20 protein-coding genes are annotated in these 15,938 nt (G+C 42.6%); 17 read left to right on the top strand and 3 right to left on the bottom strand.

The annotated features are described in order from the left end of the window. Positions 1-36 precede the first annotated feature (36 nt). Genes rpsM through rplQ form a run of 5 tightly spaced genes read left to right on the top strand, consistent with a single transcriptional unit; the run spans position 37 to position 2,897 of the window. The gene (rpsM, locus tag DQN58_RS03200) at positions 37-393 is read left to right on the top strand and encodes a 30S ribosomal protein S13 (RefSeq protein ID WP_005548758.1); all 357 of its coding nucleotides are present in this window, start codon (positions 37-39) and stop codon (positions 391-393) included. A 15-nt stretch (positions 394-408) separates the two neighbouring features. Beyond that, a complete protein-coding gene (rpsK, locus tag DQN58_RS03205) occupies positions 409-798 on the top strand; it encodes a 30S ribosomal protein S11 (protein ID WP_005701868.1) in 390 nt (129 codons plus the stop codon). 29 nt (positions 799-827) lie between these two features. Next, positions 828-1,448: a 30S ribosomal protein S4 gene (gene rpsD / locus DQN58_RS03210; RefSeq protein ID WP_005715776.1), complete on the top strand. Its 621-nt coding sequence runs from the start codon at positions 828-830 to the stop codon at positions 1,446-1,448. A gap of 28 nt (positions 1,449-1,476) precedes the next feature. Further along, positions 1,477-2,466 (top strand): DNA-directed RNA polymerase subunit alpha, encoded by a 990-nt coding sequence (locus DQN58_RS03215; protein WP_005715778.1) that lies wholly within the window; start codon positions 1,477-1,479, stop codon positions 2,464-2,466. A gap of 41 nt (positions 2,467-2,507) precedes the next feature. Continuing rightward, on the top strand, positions 2,508-2,897 hold the full coding sequence (gene rplQ / locus DQN58_RS03220; RefSeq protein ID WP_005715780.1) for a 50S ribosomal protein L17: 390 nt from the start codon (positions 2,508-2,510) through the stop codon (positions 2,895-2,897). Between the two features lie 94 nt (positions 2,898-2,991). On the opposite strand, the gene DQN58_RS03225 is transcribed toward rplQ, so the two are convergent. Beyond that, positions 2,992-3,753: a glycosyltransferase family 2 protein gene (locus DQN58_RS03225; protein ID WP_005715783.1), complete on the bottom strand. Its 762-nt coding sequence runs from the start codon at positions 3,751-3,753 to the stop codon at positions 2,992-2,994. Positions 3,754-3,850: 97 nt separating this feature from the next. Between DQN58_RS03225 and waaA the strand changes: the two genes are divergently transcribed. Both waaA and coaD read left to right on the top strand, forming a co-directional pair. Further along, positions 3,851-5,134, top strand: a complete 1,284-nt coding sequence (gene waaA, locus DQN58_RS03230; protein WP_032997739.1) for a lipid IV(A) 3-deoxy-D-manno-octulosonic acid transferase — start codon at positions 3,851-3,853, stop codon at positions 5,132-5,134. Further along, complete coding sequence (gene coaD, locus DQN58_RS03235) at positions 5,135-5,620, top strand: pantetheine-phosphate adenylyltransferase (RefSeq protein WP_005715787.1); 486 nt, start codon at positions 5,135-5,137, stop codon at positions 5,618-5,620. Positions 5,621-5,679: 59 nt separating this feature from the next. On the opposite strand, the gene DQN58_RS03240 is transcribed toward coaD, so the two are convergent. Continuing rightward, complete coding sequence (locus DQN58_RS03240) at positions 5,680-6,405, bottom strand: 3-deoxy-D-manno-octulosonic acid kinase (protein ID WP_005715788.1); 726 nt, start codon at positions 6,403-6,405, stop codon at positions 5,680-5,682. A gap of 87 nt (positions 6,406-6,492) precedes the next feature. Here DQN58_RS03240 and DQN58_RS03245 point away from each other — a divergent pair, with 87 nt between their 5' ends. After that, positions 6,493-7,536: a glycosyltransferase family 9 protein gene (locus DQN58_RS03245; RefSeq protein ID WP_005715790.1), complete on the top strand. Its 1,044-nt coding sequence runs from the start codon at positions 6,493-6,495 to the stop codon at positions 7,534-7,536. Between the two features lie 87 nt (positions 7,537-7,623). Here DQN58_RS03245 and DQN58_RS03250 read toward each other — a convergent pair whose 3' ends face one another. Then, on the bottom strand, positions 7,624-7,965 hold the full coding sequence (locus tag DQN58_RS03250) for a carboxymuconolactone decarboxylase family protein (RefSeq protein ID WP_032997740.1): 342 nt from the start codon (positions 7,963-7,965) through the stop codon (positions 7,624-7,626). 113 nt (positions 7,966-8,078) lie between these two features. Here DQN58_RS03250 and DQN58_RS03255 point away from each other — a divergent pair, with 113 nt between their 5' ends. The 9 genes from DQN58_RS03255 to DQN58_RS03295 all read left to right on the top strand — a co-directional run bounded on the left by DQN58_RS03255 (position 8,079) and on the right by DQN58_RS03295 (position 15,938). Continuing rightward, positions 8,079-8,996, top strand: coding sequence for a cupin domain-containing protein (locus DQN58_RS03255; protein WP_005715793.1), 918 nt, complete (start codon positions 8,079-8,081; stop codon positions 8,994-8,996). Between the two features lie 89 nt (positions 8,997-9,085). Next, complete coding sequence (locus DQN58_RS03260) at positions 9,086-10,930, top strand: ABC transporter ATP-binding protein (protein ID WP_005715795.1); 1,845 nt, start codon at positions 9,086-9,088, stop codon at positions 10,928-10,930. Between the two features lie 170 nt (positions 10,931-11,100). Further along, positions 11,101-11,925: a diaminopimelate epimerase gene (gene dapF / locus DQN58_RS03265; RefSeq protein WP_005715797.1), complete on the top strand. Its 825-nt coding sequence runs from the start codon at positions 11,101-11,103 to the stop codon at positions 11,923-11,925. 16 nt (positions 11,926-11,941) lie between these two features. Beyond that, entirely contained in the window at positions 11,942-12,832 is an 891-nt protein-coding gene (gene xerC / locus DQN58_RS03270; protein WP_005715799.1) for a tyrosine recombinase XerC, read from the top strand. A gap of 10 nt (positions 12,833-12,842) precedes the next feature. Then, positions 12,843-13,556 (top strand): 5-amino-6-(5-phospho-D-ribitylamino)uracil phosphatase YigB, encoded by a 714-nt coding sequence (gene yigB / locus DQN58_RS03275; protein WP_005715802.1) that lies wholly within the window; start codon positions 12,843-12,845, stop codon positions 13,554-13,556. A 201-nt stretch (positions 13,557-13,757) separates the two neighbouring features. After that, positions 13,758-14,174: a hypothetical protein gene (locus tag DQN58_RS03280; protein WP_005715804.1), complete on the top strand. Its 417-nt coding sequence runs from the start codon at positions 13,758-13,760 to the stop codon at positions 14,172-14,174. Positions 14,175-14,180: 6 nt separating this feature from the next. Further along, positions 14,181-14,924: a beta-ketoacyl synthase chain length factor gene (locus DQN58_RS03285; protein ID WP_005715806.1), complete on the top strand. Its 744-nt coding sequence runs from the start codon at positions 14,181-14,183 to the stop codon at positions 14,922-14,924. Continuing rightward, complete coding sequence (locus tag DQN58_RS03290; protein ID WP_005715808.1) at positions 14,909-15,697, top strand: lysophospholipid acyltransferase family protein; 789 nt, start codon at positions 14,909-14,911, stop codon at positions 15,695-15,697. The genes DQN58_RS03285 and DQN58_RS03290 overlap by 16 nt, the downstream gene beginning before the upstream one ends. Then, positions 15,675-15,938 carry a phosphopantetheine-binding protein gene (locus DQN58_RS03295; RefSeq protein ID WP_005715810.1) on the top strand — a complete coding sequence of 88 codons (264 nt, stop codon included), beginning with the start codon at positions 15,675-15,677 and terminating at the stop codon, positions 15,936-15,938. Before DQN58_RS03290 ends, DQN58_RS03295 begins: the two co-directional genes overlap by 23 nt.

A 15,938-nucleotide genomic window follows, 5' to 3' on the forward strand; every position in this document is an offset into this window, starting at 1 on the left:
ATCAGAGTGTCAACTAATTAACAATAGGAGTGCATAGTGGCCCGTATTGCAGGCATTAACATTCCTGATCATAAACACGCTGTAATCGCTTTAACTGCAATTTACGGTATTGGCAAAACACGCTCAAAAAGCATTTGTGCTGCTGCGGGTATTGCCGAAGATGTTAAGATCAGCGAATTGTCTGAAGAGCAGATTGACAAACTGCGTGACGAAGTTGGTAAATTTACCGTCGAAGGGGATTTACGTCGTGAAGTAACACTTAACATTAAACGCCTATTAGATTTAGGTTGTTATCGTGGTTTACGTCATCGTCGTAGTTTACCGGTACGTGGTCAACGTACTAAAACTAATGCGCGTACCCGCAAGGGTCCTCGTAAGCCGATCAAAAAATAGTCGGGGTAAATTAAGATGGCAAAAACACCAGTTCGTGCACGTAAACGTGTAAAAAAACAAGTTGTAGATGGCGTTGCACATATTCACGCATCTTTCAATAACACAATCGTTACTATAACTGATCGTCAAGGTAATGCCCTCGCTTGGGCTACCGCAGGTGGTTCAGGTTTCCGTGGTTCTCGTAAATCCACCCCGTTTGCTGCACAGGTTGCTGCTGAACGTTGTGCTGAAGTTGTAAAAGAATTCGGCTTGAAAAACTTGGAAGTTATGGTAAAAGGACCTGGTCCTGGTCGTGAGTCAACTATTCGTGCATTAAATGCGGCAGGTTTCCGTATTACGAATATTACTGATGTGACTCCGATTCCTCATAACGGTTGTCGTCCACCGAAAAAACGTCGTGTTTAATGACGTTATAGGATAGTTGGAGAAAGAAAATGGCAAGATATTTGGGTCCTAAACTCAAGCTAAGCCGCCGTGAAGGTACTGATTTATTTCTTAAATCAGGCGTTCGTGCGATTGATTCAAAATGTAAAATTGATACTGCGCCAGGTCAACATGGTGCACGTAAGCCACGTTTATCTGACTATGGTAGTCAGTTACGTGAGAAACAAAAAGTTCGCCGTATGTACGGTATTTTAGAACGTCAATTCCGTAATTACTACAAAGAAGCAAATCGATTAAAGGGTAATACAGGTGAAAATCTATTAGTATTACTTGAAGGTCGATTGGATAATGTAGTTTATCGTATGGGATTTGCAGCAACTCGTGCTGAAGCTCGCCAGTTAGTGAGTCATAAAGCTATCGTTGTTAATGGTCGTGTGGTAAACATCCCATCTTTCCAGGTTTCAGTTGATGATGTGATTTCTGTTCGTGAAAAATCTAAAAAACAAGCACGTATTAAAGCATCATTAGAATTAGCAGAACAGAAAGAAAAACCAACTTGGTTAGAAGTTGATGCTGCTAAAATGGAAGGTGTATTCAAACGTGTTCCTGAGCGTTCTGATTTATCAGCAGACATTAATGAACATCTGATCGTTGAGCTTTATTCTAAATAATAGAGCTTAGAAGCAAAGAGAGGATAAAATGCAGGGTTCTGTTACAGAATTTTTAAAACCACGTTTAGTTGATATTGAGCAAATTAGCTCAACTCAGGCTAAGGTGATCTTAGAGCCTTTAGAGCGTGGTTTCGGTCATACTCTAGGAAATGCATTACGTCGAATTCTTTTATCTTCAATGCCAGGTTGTGCTGTTACTGAAGTAGAGATTGATGGTGTACTGCATGAATATAGTAGTAAAGAAGGTGTACAAGAAGATATTATCGAAGTACTGCTAAACTTAAAAGGTTTAGCTGTAAAGGTACAAAATAAAGATGATGTTCTTTTGACACTTAGTAAGTCTGGAATTGGCCCTGTTGTTGCTGCAAACATTACCCATGATGGTGATGTTGAAATTGTAAATCCTGAACATGTCATTTGCCATTTAACAGATGAGAATGCGTCAATTAATATGCGCATTCGTGTCCAGCGTGGTAGAGGATATGTCCCAGCATCTGCTCGTACTCAGAATCAAGATGAGGACCGTCCAATTGGACGTTTATTAGTAGATGCTTGTTATAGCCCAATTGACCGTATTGCTTACAATGTTGAGGCAGCACGTGTTGAACAACGAACCGATTTAGATAAATTGGTTATTGAGCTAGAAACAAATGGTACCATTGATCCTGAGGATGCGATTCGTCGTGCAGCAACAATTTTAGCAGAACAGCTTGATGCATTCGTTGATTTGCGTGATGTTCGTCAACCTGAAGTTAAGGAAGAGAAGCCTGAATTCGATCCGATTCTGCTTCGTCCTGTTGATGACTTAGAGTTGACAGTTCGTTCTGCTAACTGTTTGAAAGCAGAAACAATTCACTATATCGGTGATTTAGTTCAACGTACAGAAGTTGAGTTGTTAAAAACTCCTAATTTGGGTAAAAAATCACTTACTGAAATTAAGGATGTGCTCGCTTCAAGAGGCTTATCACTAGGTATGCGCCTTGAAAATTGGCCACCAGCAAGTATTGCTGAAGACTAGTTTGGTCGTAGGTTAAAGATTTTTCTGAGAAGGATAAGGTTATGCGCCATCGTAAGAGTGGTCGTCAACTAAACCGTAATAGCAGTCATCGTCAAGCGATGTTCCGTAATATGGCAAGTTCTTTAATTGGTCATGAGATCATTAAAACGACTTTGCCTAAAGCAAAAGAATTACGTCGAGTAGTTGAGCCGTTAATTACTTTAGCAAAAGTAGATTCTGTGGCAAATCGCCGCTTAGCTTTTGCTCGTACACGCAATATTGAAACTGTTGCAAAATTATTTAATGAATTAGGTCCACGTTTTGCTCAGCGTGCAGGTGGTTACACCCGCATTCTTAAATGTGGTTTCCGTGCAGGCGATAATGCACCAATGGCTTACATTGAGTTAGTTGATCGTCCGGAAGTTTCTACTGAAGAAGCTGTAGCGGAATAAGATTTTTAATTTATTAATCAAAAGGTCGAATGTTTTCATTCGACCTTTTTTATTTTTAGCATTAGAATATTTAAAATATCGCAAGATTTCGCTCTTATTTAGTTCTGTTTCTAACCCATAAATCTGCGTATTTTACAAAAGTAGAGTGTGCAGAAAGAATTGCTAATAATAATCCTGCCTTACCATCCAAGAAACCTAATCGAATAAAATACATTTTTACAAAACAACCGATAGCATGGGTTATGCCTTGCCATAAGGTGGCTTTTTTACCCGCTTTTTCTCGTTGGTCTGCCCACGCCTTGGCATAGCCGGCAGATTTGACGAGATAATGATGAATATCCTGATAAGTGTAATGAAGCAAATCGCCATTTAATTTTTGAATCTTAGCATTGTCAGGTAACTCGACTTTTTCATGCACTAATTGATCGCCATAGTGGGCGAAATCTCTGCGGTACAGACGAATGACATAATCGGGATACCAACCGGAATAGCGGATTTGGCTACCAAATACTTCGCTTAAACGCGGGATTTTGTATGCTGTATTTGGTGCATCTTGTGCTATTGCATTTTGAATGGATTGGCGTAATTCTGGTGTGACTCGTTCGTCTGCGTCTAACCATAGTACATAATCACTGGTGACATGTTGTTGAGCCAATTGGCGTTGTTTACCAAAGCCAGGCCAATCAATATTCTGGTAAAATTTTGCGCCGTATTGTTCGGCGATGCGTTGCGTATCGTCTGTACTGCCGGAGTCTAAAATGATGATTTCATCTACCCAATCTTTCACCGTATCTAAGCAAGATGCGAGGTGATGGGCCTCATTTTTGACAATCATTGCAACACTGATAGTAGGCATGTTTTTATCCTTTGTGAATCTGTTGCAAACGCTTATACTAAGCGCTTGTTTATCATTATTAATTTTCGCAATTCTAACATAAGCCGGCGTATTTTCTATGTTACGTTTTTTTTATACCTGTGTAATGTATCTTGCCCAGCCATTTTTGTGGTTGTCACTCCTGGCTGGTAGTATAAAAGAATCTAATTCCCGTAAACGTTTGAGTGAACGTTATGGCTTGTATTGTAAGTTGTCTTCGCCTAAACCTAATGGTGTGCTTATTCATGCCGCTTCTGTGGGAGAGGTCATCGCTGCAGTGCCACTGATTAAGCGTATTCAGCACGATTATCCGCATTTGCCGATTACCATCACCACCATGACACCTACCGGTTCTGATCGCGTTAAAGCGGTCTTTGGAGAAAGTGTTACTCACGTTTATTTGCCTTATGATTTACCTGATGCCGTTGCACGCTTTATTCGTTTTGTGCAGCCAAGTTTAGTCGTGGTGATTGAAACGGAACTTTGGTTTAACCTGATTCACCAACTGGCCAAGAAACAAATTCCATTTGTTATTGTGAATGCTCGCTTATCCGCGCGTTCTACCAAGCGTTATGGTTGGTTTAAAAAGGCATTAAAACCGCTTTTAGAGAATATCACTTTAATTGCTCCGCAAGATGAGGTGAGTTTATCGCGTTACGCTCAATTAGGGATTGTGCCAGAACGCTTAAAATTGACCGGCAACATTAAATACGATTTAAATTTAACAGACGATTTATTGGCTAACATTTCGGCATTAAAAACCCAATGGAATGCTGGTCGCCCTATTTGGATTGCGGCGAGCACCCATGAAGGCGAGGATGAAATCATCTTAAAAAGCCACCGCACTTTACTGCAGCGTTTTCCCGATTTATTACTGATTTTAGTCCCTCGTCATCCTGAACGTTTTAATTCCGTTGCACAGCTTATTGAACAACAACGTTTTAATTATATTCGTCGTAGTACTCATCTGGCGCCGCAGGCAGAAACCCAAGTGTTGCTCGGTGATAGTATGGGTGAGCTGATGTTGCTATATGGCATGGCAGATGTCGCCTTGGTAGGTGGTAGTTTGGTGGCTCATGGTGGACATAATCCGTTGGAGCCGTTAGCCTTTAAATTGCCGGTGATTAGTGGTAAACATACCTTTAATTTTCCTGAAATATTTGCAAAGTTGGAAGCGCGTCAAGGTGTGTTAATGACGGAAGAAAGTCCTCAAGCCGTGGCAGAAGCTGTCGCACAGTTTTTAGAATCACCGACGCTTAGCCAACGTTATGGTAATGCGGGTTATGCAGTACTAAATGAAAATCGCGGTGCGTTGCAACGAGTGATGGATTTGTTAAAACCTTATTTGAATGAGGCAAACTAAATGACAACGGTAATTTATCCCGGTACTTTTGACCCCTTAACCAATGGGCATTTAAATATTATTGAGCGAAGTGCGGTGCTTTTTTCTCACGTTTTGGTAGCCATAGCCGAAAGCCCAAGTAAGAAACCGTTATTCAGTTTGGCGGAGCGGGTAGAGTTGGTACGTCAATCAACAGCGCATTTGCCAAATGTGGAAGTGATTGGGTTTAATAATTTATTGGCGGACACCATTGCGGAATATCATGTCAAAGCGATTATTCGCGGTGTGCGCAGTACGACAGATTTTGAATATGAAGTTCAGTTAGCCCATCTTAACCGTTTGTTGACGCATGGTGTTGAGAGCCTATTTTTCCCACCGGTCGAGCAATGGTCTTATGTGTCTTCTACGATGATTCGTGAAATTTATCTTCATAACGGCGACATGAGCCAACTTGTTCCGCCAGCCGTGTTAAAGGCGTTGCAGCATAAACGAGAGTTAGGTGCGTAGGTATCTGTAACTTACTATGTCACTAGTGCATGTATTTTGCCTGCACTAGCATTTTCTCCTTAGCTTGAATATCCCTCGAGTAAATCCCGCCAATTCTGCTCATTAAACTGAATATGCATTCGTTCCACTTCTTTAGTAAAAGAACGATGTAATCGTTGTAAGTTTGCGTCTTTCCAAAAACTTCCGGATTTTTCACCGCACTTATCGAAGTCGATGAGCCAGAATTGGTTGTCGCTTTCGTTTTGTTGAAACAGAATATTGTGGGCGTTCAGGTCCGTGTGGCAGATTTGCAAATCGTGTAAGCGGCGAATAAGCCCGCCGATTTGTTGCCATTGTTTGGGTTCAAGGGCGTGATGTTGTAAAAGTGCGGTCAGATCTTGGGCATTTTCTACTTTTTCACTTAATAAATCGGCTTGATAACAAATGCCTAAATTCCCCTTATGCACCCGAGCCCCAATCGGTTTCGGCACCGGTAAACCAGCTTGATGTAATTGATTGAGTAAGTTGAATTCCACCATGCTACGAGTATGGTTCAAATCGTTGAAGCGATAACGATCTTTGTTGATTTTTCCCCACAAGCCACCACGATAATAATGTCGTAATGCCGTGTTTACGCCAAATAAATCTGCGGTTTGGAGAAACCACGTAGTACCACGCCCTTTGGCGGAGCCGATAATGCGATTGTGTTGTTGCCAAAATGTTGGATTAAAAAACAGATCTTGGTTTGCCAGCGGTTGATCAAAATTAAAGAGAAAAAAGTCGTTTTTGAGTTGAAATTCAAGCATTTTAAGTGATGAAAATGAGATAGCGGATAGACGCATTCTACTTTAAAATAAGCCGATTCCCAAGTTTAACCGAGATAACAAATCCCCATGGCACTTTTCTCCCAAGCACCTCAATCTCTCTGCATTCTACGTTTATCCGCTATCGGTGACGTTTGTCATGCGTTAGCGGCAGTGCAACATATTCAACGTTATTGGCCGAACACCCAAATTACGTGGATTATTGGTAAAACGGAAGCGCAGTTATTTCGCCATGTGTCGGGCATTGAATTTATTGTGTACGATAAAAAGAGCGGTTGGCGTGGTGTGTGGAATTTATGGCGGCAATTGAAACATCGTCGGTTTGATGCACTTTTGAATATGCAAACAGCCTTTCGAGCTTCCATTTTATCTCTCGGAATCCATGCGAAATACCGTATTGGTTTCGGTAAGCAACGGGCACGAGAAGGGCAGTGGTTGTTTACGAATCAACGAATTCATGATCCTGCTAAGCCGCATGTATTAGACGGGTTTATGGCATTTACTGACTATCTTGGTGTCCCCTCGTCTCAGCCTGAGTGGGATTTACTGGTGACGGAGGCAGATTTAACGGTCGTACGAGAATATCTTGATCCACATCGCAAAAATCTGCTGATTTCACCTTGTTCCAGCAAAAAAGAAAAAGACTGGCTGGTGGAACGTTATGCTGCAGTGGCAAATTGGGCACATCAACATGATATCAATGTGATTTTATGCAGCTCACCCGCGCCACGTGAATTGGCGATGATTGAGGAAATAAAAACCTTATGCAATTTTGAGTTTGTAGATGTGGCTGGCAAGTTATCTTTAACTCAACTTACCGCATTAATTCGTGAAGTAGATTTAGTGATTTCACCGGATTCCGGTCCGGCGCATATTGCTACAACACAAGGGACGCCCGTTATCGGACTGTATGCCTACCATAATCCGCTCCGCACCGGACCTTACAACAATTTAGATAATGTGGTTTCCGTGTATGAACAAAATGCACAAAAAGAATACGGCAAACCTTCAGCGCAATTGCCTTGGGCAACCAAGTTAAAAGGGCAAAATTTAATGGCGGAAATTGAAGTGGAAGAGGTGGTTAAACAAATGGAAGACCTTCTCTTGCCGTAAAAGTGCGGTGGTTTTTCATCTTGTTTTTTATAAAAAAATCGGCACCTATAAAAGGTGCCGATGATATAAAGTTCCTAATAAATGAAGTTAGTCTTTCTGCGTATTATAGGCTTCTAATGCGCGTAAAGAATAGGTGTAAGCTGCGCCGGCATTGAGTGCGATTGACATCGCTAAGGCTGCGGCTACTTCTTCTTCGGTTGCACCGGCTTTTACCGCTTCCGCGGCGTGTACGCCGATACAGCTTTCACAGCGCGTGGTGACGGCCACTGCAAGGGCAATTAATTCGCGGGTTTTAGCATCCAACACGTCGCCTTCTGCCGCCGCTGCGCTTAGTGCGCCGTAGGCTTGTAACATTTTCGGGTGTTTTTTACCTAATTCGCCGAATGATTTTTTTACATGGGCAACATCATTTTTCCAATCTGCAAACATCTTGTTCTCCTTAAATATGTTGTAAATGTGTTCTGAATTTCGGAACAAATTATAGGCAAATTCTTGTATCATACTTGCCAATTCGTCTTAACTTTTATACTTAAAATCTCATTATGGATTGTTTAGATAAACTTATTCAGTTAGCACAGGTCAGCGGAGAAGTGAACGTCCGTTGTTTATTTCAGGGTGATTGGCAGGTGCAGCAGGACGTTGGTGAAAATCAATATGTCGGCATTTTTCATTTGATTGAACAAGGGAATTGTTGGTTGAGTTTGGAAAATCAACAGATTCATTTGCAAGCCGGCGATGTCTTTTTTCTTCCGCAAAATCGACCGCACGTGATCGCCAGTCAAACGCAACAGGCGGCAATGAAAACAGCGCCAATGTTGGCAACACCGCAAGAAAAGCCGACGGATTTATTTAAGGTTTATCATATTGGGCGGAATTCCCCGGATTTGAAAATGTTTTGCGGCATGTTGTATTACAGTCGTCCGTCGTTGTTAATAGAGGCGTTGCCTACATATTTGCATTTGTCTTTGCATGATACGCCGTTGTTAGCATTGATTCAGGTGCTACAACAGGAGGCGGACAAAACGCAAAGTGGGGCGAAATCTTTGATTGATTCACTGGTCACGGTGCTGTTTATTTATATTTTGCGCCACGGATTGCAATCAACTCAGTTCAATCAAGGGGTGTTGGCGGGGTTGCAAGATAAACGCTTGAGTCATGTGTTGGCACAGTTATTAAGCGCACCGCAACAAGCGTGGAATATGGATTCTTTGGCCGAGTTGGCGGCAATGTCGCGTGCGAATTTTATGCGGGTGTTTCAGCAAAAAATCGGTATGGCACCGGGTAAATTTTTAACTCAGCTTCGTCTTCAACAAGCGGCGTTATTATTAAACCAAAGCAAGAAAAGTGTATTGGCGGTGGCGTTGGACGTGGGCTATCAATCGGAAGCGCATTTTAGCAAGGCTTTTAAAAGTGCTTACGGTATGAGTCCAAGTCAATACCGTAAACGTGTCTCCCTTTAGTATGGGTTGAAGACAATTTAGGCTATAATATGCCGCAGTTTGTGGGCAACATCGAATAAGGTTGCCCTTTGTTTTTAAGGAAAGATGATATGTTACATAAAATTTTTAGTTGGTTTGAGAATCGCTTGAACCCCTATCCCGACCAATCGCCGAAAACACCGGAAAACGGTTTGTTCCGCTTTATTTGGTCGAGTATTGAGGGCATGAAAGGCTGGATTTTGTTGTTAGCGGTGCTGACGATTGGTAACGGCGTGATGGAAGCCATGTTGTTCCAATTCATGGGCTTGTTGGTGGATTGGTTGGGGGCTTATACCCCAGTAACATTATGGCAAGAAAAAGGCCATTTACTCATGGGGATGGGCGGCTTGTTAGTCTTCAGCATTATTTGGTTGTTTTTAGCCTCCTCCGTGCGTCTGCAAACCTTACAAGGCGTGTTTCCGATGCGCCTGCGTTGGAATTTCCATCGTCTGATGTTGGGACAAAGTTTAAGTTTTTACCAAGACGAATTTGCCGGACGGGTGTCTGCCAAAGTCATGCAGACGGCTTTAGCGGTGCGTGATACGGTGCTGACGATCGCCGATATGTTGGTTTATGTGGTGGTGTATTTTGTGACCTCAGGCTTAGTGTTGGCATCATTGGATAGTTGGTTCCTCGTGCCTTTCTTCGTTTGGATTGTGCTGTTTATCACCATTTTGCGTTTGTTAATTCCCCGTCTTTCCAAAACGGCTCAACGTCAGGCAGATGCCCGTTCATTAATGACGGGGCGAATCACCGATGCCTATTCCAATATTGCTACCGTAAAATTGTTTTCTCATGGTGCTCGTGAAGCGGGTTACGCTAAGCGTTCCATGGAAGAATTTATGGTCACGGTACATGCCCAAATGCGTTTGGCAACCTCGCTAGACAGCTTAACCTACATCAATAATGTCGTGCTGATTTTAAGTACGGCGATCATTGGTGTACTGCTATGGCAACAAGGGTTGGTCGGTGTCGGCGCGATTGCCACGTCCACCGCGATGGCATTGCGTGTTCATGGTTTGTCCCGTTGGATTATGTGGGAATCGGCACGCTTGTTTGAAAATATCGGTACGGTAAATGACGGCATGAATACGCTGACCAAGCCGCAGACCATTTTGGATAAACCGAATTGCCCACCGTTAAAGGTCACGCGTGGAGAGATTAAATTTAACGACCTAAGTTTTGCCTACGATCCGGCAAAACCTTTGTTGAGCCATTTTAATTTAACCATTAAACCGGGTGAAAAAGTGGGGTTGATTGGGCGTTCCGGCGCGGGGAAATCTACCATTGTGAATTTGCTTTTACGCTTTTATGAAGCGCAGCAAGGTAGCATTACTATTGATGGGCAAAATATCATGGACGTGCAACAGGAAAGCCTGCGCAGTCAAATCGGCTTGGTGACGCAAGATACGTCGTTATTGCACCGTTCTGTGCGTGATAACATCGTGTACGGCAGACCAAGTGCCACCGAGCAGGAAATGTTTGATGCGGCGGCGCGTGCAGAAGCGGCGGATTTTATTCCGTTTTTAAGTGATGCACAGGGACGCAAGGGATATGATGCGCACGTTGGTGAACGTGGCGTGAAACTTTCCGGTGGGCAACGTCAACGTATCGCCATTGCCCGCGTGATGTTGAAAGATGCACCGATTTTGTTATTGGACGAAGCCACCAGCGCGCTGGATTCCGAAGTGGAAGCGGCGATTCAAGAAAGTTTGGATAAAATGATGGAAAACAAAACCGTTATCGCCATCGCTCACCGTTTATCCACGATTGCCGCGATGGATCGTCTGATTGTGTTGGATCACGGACAAATCGTGGAACAAGGTACCCATGCCGAATTGCTCGTACAAAACGGTCTCTACGCCAAATTATGGCAGCACCAAAGCGGTGGCTTCTTGAGTGGGCACACAGATTAAAAACACCTTCTAAAACGACCGCACTTTTGCTTGGCAAAGTGCGGTTTCTTTTTACGGCGTTTTTTAGCCTTGTGTTCCTCGCATTTTTTTAGCGTAGAAGCAATAGATTTACTCAAAGGATAGGGCTGATTATAATGCTTGGCATGATTTAAACGATTTTAAGGATACACATGCAATTTTCTAAAATGCACGGGCTCGGCAATGATTTTATGGTGGTGGATGCGGTTACGCAGAACGTTTATTTTCCCGCCGACACCATTAAACGTTTAGCCGATCGTCATCGTGGCATTGGTTTTGATCAGCTGTTGGTGGTGGAACCGCCTTATGATCCCGAATTGGATTTTCATTATCGTATTTTTAATGCGGACGGCAGTGAAGTGGCGCAATGTGGTAATGGTGCCCGTTGCTTTGCCCGTTTTGTCACGCTTAAAGGTTTAACCAACAAAAAAGATATCGCCGTCAGTACACAAAACGGCAAAATGGTGTTAACCGTCAAAGAAGACGACAATGTGCGTGTGAACATGGGCGAACCCATTTGGGAGCCGAATAAAATTCCGTTTACCGCCAATAAATTCGAGAAAAATTATATTCTGCGCACGGAAATTCAAACGGTACTCTGTGGCGCGGTATCCATGGGAAATCCCCATTGTGTGGTGCAGGTGGATGATATTCACACGGCTAACGTAGCGCAGCTCGGACCATTACTCGAAAACCATGAGCGTTTTCCTGAACGGGTGAATGCCGGTTTTATGCAGGTGGTGAACCGCAAACATATTAAATTACGCGTACATGAGCGCGGCGCGGGCGAAACCCAAGCCTGCGGTAGCGGTGCTTGTGCGGCGGTCGCTGTGGGTATTATGCAAGGCGTATTGGACAATGAAGTGCAGGTGGATTTGCCCGGCGGCAGTTTGCTGATTGAATGGCAAGGCGAAGGGCATCCGCTGTATATGACCGGTAGCGCTACCCACGTCTATGACGGTGTGATTTATCTCTAATGGTCGATCATCTGCGATGCAAAATGAACTGCAAAAATACCTGACTTATTTGCGCATTGAACGTCAAGTGAGTCCTCATACGCTGACCAACTATCAGCATCAGTTGGTGCGCGTTATCGCCATTTTGCAGGATGCCGGAATTCAACAATGGCAACAAGTCACACTAAGTGTCGTGCGCTATGTGTTGGCACAAAGCAGTAAACAAGATGGCTTAAAAGAAAAAAGCTTGGCGTTACGCCTTTCTGCGTTGCGCCGCTTTTTGAGTTATTTGGTGTATCAAGGGCAGCTCAAGGTGAATCCGGCCGTGGGCGTTTCCGCGCCTAAGCAACCCAAACATTTACCCAAAAACATCGATAGGGATCAAATTCAGCTATTACTTGCTAATGACAGCAAAGAGCCCATTGATATCCGCGATCGCGCCATGATTGAATTGTTTTACAGCTCCGGTTTGCGTTTGTCGGAATTGCAAGGATTGAACTTAAACAGCATTAATCTTCGCGTGCGTGAAGTAAGGGTGATTGGTAAAGGGAACAAAGAGCGCATTGTGCCACTGGGGCGTTATGCTTCCCATGCGATTCAACAATGGCTCAAAGTGCGGTTGTTATTTAACCCAAAAGACGATGCGTTGTTTGTTAGTCAGTTGGGGAATCGTATGTCCACGCGCACGATTCAAATGCGCTTGGAACGCTGGGGCATTCGACAAGGGTTGAATAGCCATTTGAATCCGCATAAACTCCGCCACTCTTTTGCCACCCATATGTTGGAAGCCAGTTCGGATTTACGCGCGGTGCAAGAATTGCTCGGACATAGTCATTTATCGACAACGCAAATTTATACGCACTTAAATTTCCAACATTTAGCAGACGTGTATGATGCGGCGCATCCGCGAGCCAAACGGAAAAAATAAGAGAAACGTCATGAAATTTTACCGCACTTTACAGCCTTTTCAGGTGATCAGTTTTGATTTGGATGACACCTTATACGATAACTCACAGGTGATGATTAAAGCGGAAAGTGAATTTTTGGCATTTTTACGCCAATATGACGGTGTTCAAGGCGTGACATATGCCGAATGGGTGTTTTGGAAAGAAACGATTGGGCGAGAAAATCCTCTCCTACAAGAAAATGTTACCGCATGGCGAACGCAAAGTTTACAAGCGCTATTAGCAAAACGACAAAAAAGTGCGGTGGACATTTCCGCTATTTCTGAAAAAGCCATGTCGTATTTTTTACACTGGCGCCATCAAATTGACGTACCGACAAAGAGTTTCGAGATTCTACAACAACTCAAACAACACTATAAACTTGTGGCGATGACTAACGGCAACGTAGAACCAGCGCGTATTGGCTTTCACCACTTTGATTTAACATTACGCGGCGGTGAGCATGGCAGAGCTAAACCTCATGAGGATTTATTCCGACAGACCGCCCGGCATTTCAATATTTCGCCACACCAACTGTTGCATGTAGGCGACAATTTACAAACAGACGTGCAAGGCGCCATTCAAGCCGGCTGCCAAGCAGTTTGGTTAAACTTAACCCAAAAGCATATTTACCAATTCAGCGATGCTCGTCTGTTACCAACGGTAGAAATGTCGGATTTATCGGCATTGTTGTCGTTGCATTGTTAAAAGTGCGGTCATTTTTTACCGTGTTTTGTAAAGAAAAAGGCATAGTCAACCTATGCCTTTTTTATTTTATGAATGAATATTTTCAATTATTTGACGATATCATCTTTCTTATTGTCTTGCGATTGCTTTAGTTAGGTCGGGTAGGTAGAATTGGTGGAATTTTAATTTTGATATTTTAAATTTCATTAAGTGGGTTATTTTATGAAAAAATTCTTGTTATGTGTCGGTTTTGCTGTTTTTTCTTTGACAGCTTGTTCCTCTGGTGTTACTGATTTGAAACCTGTTAGCGCAGGTCAGAATATTAAACATGTTTGCTTAAAAGGGAGCGTTAAAGCCGCACCAGATCATTTTATTGATGCGTTAACTCGTAGCTTAAAAAATAAAAATATTTCAGCTGAATTAATGAGAAATAAAGCGGATTGTGATCACGTTTTATTTTTTAACGTGAGAGGAAATAATCATATTATTGCTCGTGCTAAATTTGAATTGAAAGAGATGGGAACAAAACAATCTTTGGGATCATTATCGTATAAACGTCGCGGTGATGAGAAAGAACGTGTTGATCAGGTTGGTTTACAAGGTCAAACGGATTTAATGATTAACCAACTCTTTCAATAAACTATAATGACTAAGACTATTTGTCAGTTTTCTTGCAATATTTCAGCGTGGAACATTGTTTGTAATAAGACATTATCCAACAATGATTGGGCGCTAGGATATGCGCATTGGCAACAAAATAGCGGAAGTTTTCCTGATTTTGTTCCTAAACTTGAGTTTTTAGCGCCATTAAAACGTCGCCGTTTAAGCGATTCCGCCCGTTTAATTTTTGAGGCAGCTTGGAATCTGGTTGAGGAGAAAAACAATTTACCGGTGGTTTATGCGTCAGCAAATAGTGAAATTAATCGCAACTTTAGTTTGTGGCATGCTTTATTAACGGAAGGGGATGTATCTCCAACCTCTTTCAGTTTGTCAGTACACAATGCATTAATCGGGCAATGGTCTGAATTGCGTCAAGTGAAAGCAGAAACCACAGCGCTGGTTGCTAACAAAGACAATTTGGAGATTGCATTATTGGAGGCCTATCTCCTGTTACGGGAAGGTGAAAAGCAGGTTCTTGTGGTTGTCGCAGAATCACCTCTTGCCCTGGAATACAACGCTCATCCGGTTATGCGTCAGCCTTTTAGTTATGCGTTGGCATTGGTGGTGGAAGCCGGGGAACAATACCAATTAAGTCTTTCTAATAGCGCTTTTGAAATGGAGCCTGTTTTAGATTCAGCCTTAGAATGGGTTAAAAATCAGCATTTAAACTGCACACAATGGCAAACGCCAAATAGTACGGGAGGTGTTTGGGCATGGCAGAAAAATTAGACTGGTTTCGGCGATTTGTTGGGACGGCAATGGGTTTTTTCTTTTGGGGGATCGCAGGGGGCATGCTTCAATTAGTTTTATACCCTTATATGCTTACTAGTAAAAGCCATGCACTACAAAGCCAGCTAAAAACACGCCGTTTTGTTGGTCGGATTTGGAATTACTTTATTCGCTATTTATCTTTTGCTGGTTTGTTGCAAGTTAGTTATAAGGGGTTTGAAAAGCTTGGTCGTCCTGGACAATTAATACTGCCTAATCATCCTTCTTTACTGGATGTGGTATTAATTTTAAGTAAAGTGCCAACGCTCAACTGTATTGTTAAAAAAGATTTATTAAATAACCCTACCATGCGAAATCAGATATTAGCCTGTGGTTTTTTACCTAATACGGAGTCTGTCGAATTACTTGAACAAAGCGATGAGGTACTCAAAGAACAAGCCTTATTGCTTTTTGCAGAAGGAACGCGAACCGGTTGGGATGGGGTGGTTAACCTTAACCGAGGTGCGGTATCTATCGGTTTACGTAGTGCTAAAGTGATTACACCAGTCGTGATTCGAATGTTTCCGTTAAATTTGAAAAAAGGTCAACCGTGGTATCAAATTCCGAAAACACGCATTCAATATGAGCTTATTGTTGGGGAGGATATTGACCCTCAAGACTGGCTACAAACCCAATCTTTACCAATGGCTTCTCGTCGATTGACTAAATATTTAGAAGATTATTTTAATTTACACACAAAGGACAACAAAAATGGAACTGGAACAGCAAATTAAACAATTAATTATTGATAGTTTGGCATTAGAAGATATCAGTGTTGAAGATATTGAAAATGACACCGCACTTTTTGGTGATGATGGTTTAGGGTTGGACTCTGTTGATGCGCTTGAACTAGGTTTGGCGGTGCAAAAAACATTTCATTTACAGCTGGATAGTGAACAAACCCAAGTACGTAATCACTTTGAAAGTGTAGCGACCTTGGCAAGTTTTATTCGTAGTCAAAAAGGTGAGGCGTAA

This window comes from Aggregatibacter segnis ATCC 33393, from assembly GCF_900476035.1.
GTDB classification, from domain to species: domain Bacteria; phylum Pseudomonadota; class Gammaproteobacteria; order Enterobacterales; family Pasteurellaceae; genus Aggregatibacter; species Aggregatibacter segnis.

What these genes read in the sequence shown, in the direction of transcription:
- rpsD (WP_005715776.1), top strand. Translation starts at nt 828, where the DNA reads ATGGCAAGATATTTGGGTCCTAAACTCAAGCTAAGCCGCCGTGAAGGT.
- dapF (WP_005715797.1), top strand. Translation starts at nt 11,101, where the DNA reads ATGCAATTTTCTAAAATGCACGGGCTCGGCAATGATTTTATGGTGGTG.
- DQN58_RS03245 (WP_005715790.1), top strand. Translation starts at nt 6,493, where the DNA reads ATGGCACTTTTCTCCCAAGCACCTCAATCTCTCTGCATTCTACGTTTA.
- DQN58_RS03250 (WP_032997740.1), bottom strand. Translation starts at nt 7,965, where the DNA reads ATGTTTGCAGATTGGAAAAATGATGTTGCCCATGTAAAAAAATCATTC.
- DQN58_RS03240 (WP_005715788.1), bottom strand. Translation starts at nt 6,405, where the DNA reads ATGCTTGAATTTCAACTCAAAAACGACTTTTTTCTCTTTAATTTTGAT.
- DQN58_RS03290 (WP_005715808.1), top strand. Translation starts at nt 14,909, where the DNA reads ATGGCAGAAAAATTAGACTGGTTTCGGCGATTTGTTGGGACGGCAATG.
- rplQ (WP_005715780.1), top strand. Translation starts at nt 2,508, where the DNA reads ATGCGCCATCGTAAGAGTGGTCGTCAACTAAACCGTAATAGCAGTCAT.
- DQN58_RS03260 (WP_005715795.1), top strand. Translation starts at nt 9,086, where the DNA reads ATGTTACATAAAATTTTTAGTTGGTTTGAGAATCGCTTGAACCCCTAT.
- DQN58_RS03285 (WP_005715806.1), top strand. Translation starts at nt 14,181, where the DNA reads ATGACTAAGACTATTTGTCAGTTTTCTTGCAATATTTCAGCGTGGAAC.
- coaD (WP_005715787.1), top strand. Translation starts at nt 5,135, where the DNA reads ATGACAACGGTAATTTATCCCGGTACTTTTGACCCCTTAACCAATGGG.
- yigB (WP_005715802.1), top strand. Translation starts at nt 12,843, where the DNA reads ATGAAATTTTACCGCACTTTACAGCCTTTTCAGGTGATCAGTTTTGAT.
- waaA (WP_032997739.1), top strand. Translation starts at nt 3,851, where the DNA reads ATGTTACGTTTTTTTTATACCTGTGTAATGTATCTTGCCCAGCCATTT.
- DQN58_RS03255 (WP_005715793.1), top strand. Translation starts at nt 8,079, where the DNA reads ATGGATTGTTTAGATAAACTTATTCAGTTAGCACAGGTCAGCGGAGAA.
- rpsK (WP_005701868.1), top strand. Translation starts at nt 409, where the DNA reads ATGGCAAAAACACCAGTTCGTGCACGTAAACGTGTAAAAAAACAAGTT.
- DQN58_RS03280 (WP_005715804.1), top strand. Translation starts at nt 13,758, where the DNA reads ATGAAAAAATTCTTGTTATGTGTCGGTTTTGCTGTTTTTTCTTTGACA.
- DQN58_RS03225 (WP_005715783.1), bottom strand. Translation starts at nt 3,753, where the DNA reads ATGCCTACTATCAGTGTTGCAATGATTGTCAAAAATGAGGCCCATCAC.
- DQN58_RS03215 (WP_005715778.1), top strand. Translation starts at nt 1,477, where the DNA reads ATGCAGGGTTCTGTTACAGAATTTTTAAAACCACGTTTAGTTGATATT.
- DQN58_RS03295 (WP_005715810.1), top strand. Translation starts at nt 15,675, where the DNA reads ATGGAACTGGAACAGCAAATTAAACAATTAATTATTGATAGTTTGGCA.
- xerC (WP_005715799.1), top strand. Translation starts at nt 11,942, where the DNA reads ATGCAAAATGAACTGCAAAAATACCTGACTTATTTGCGCATTGAACGT.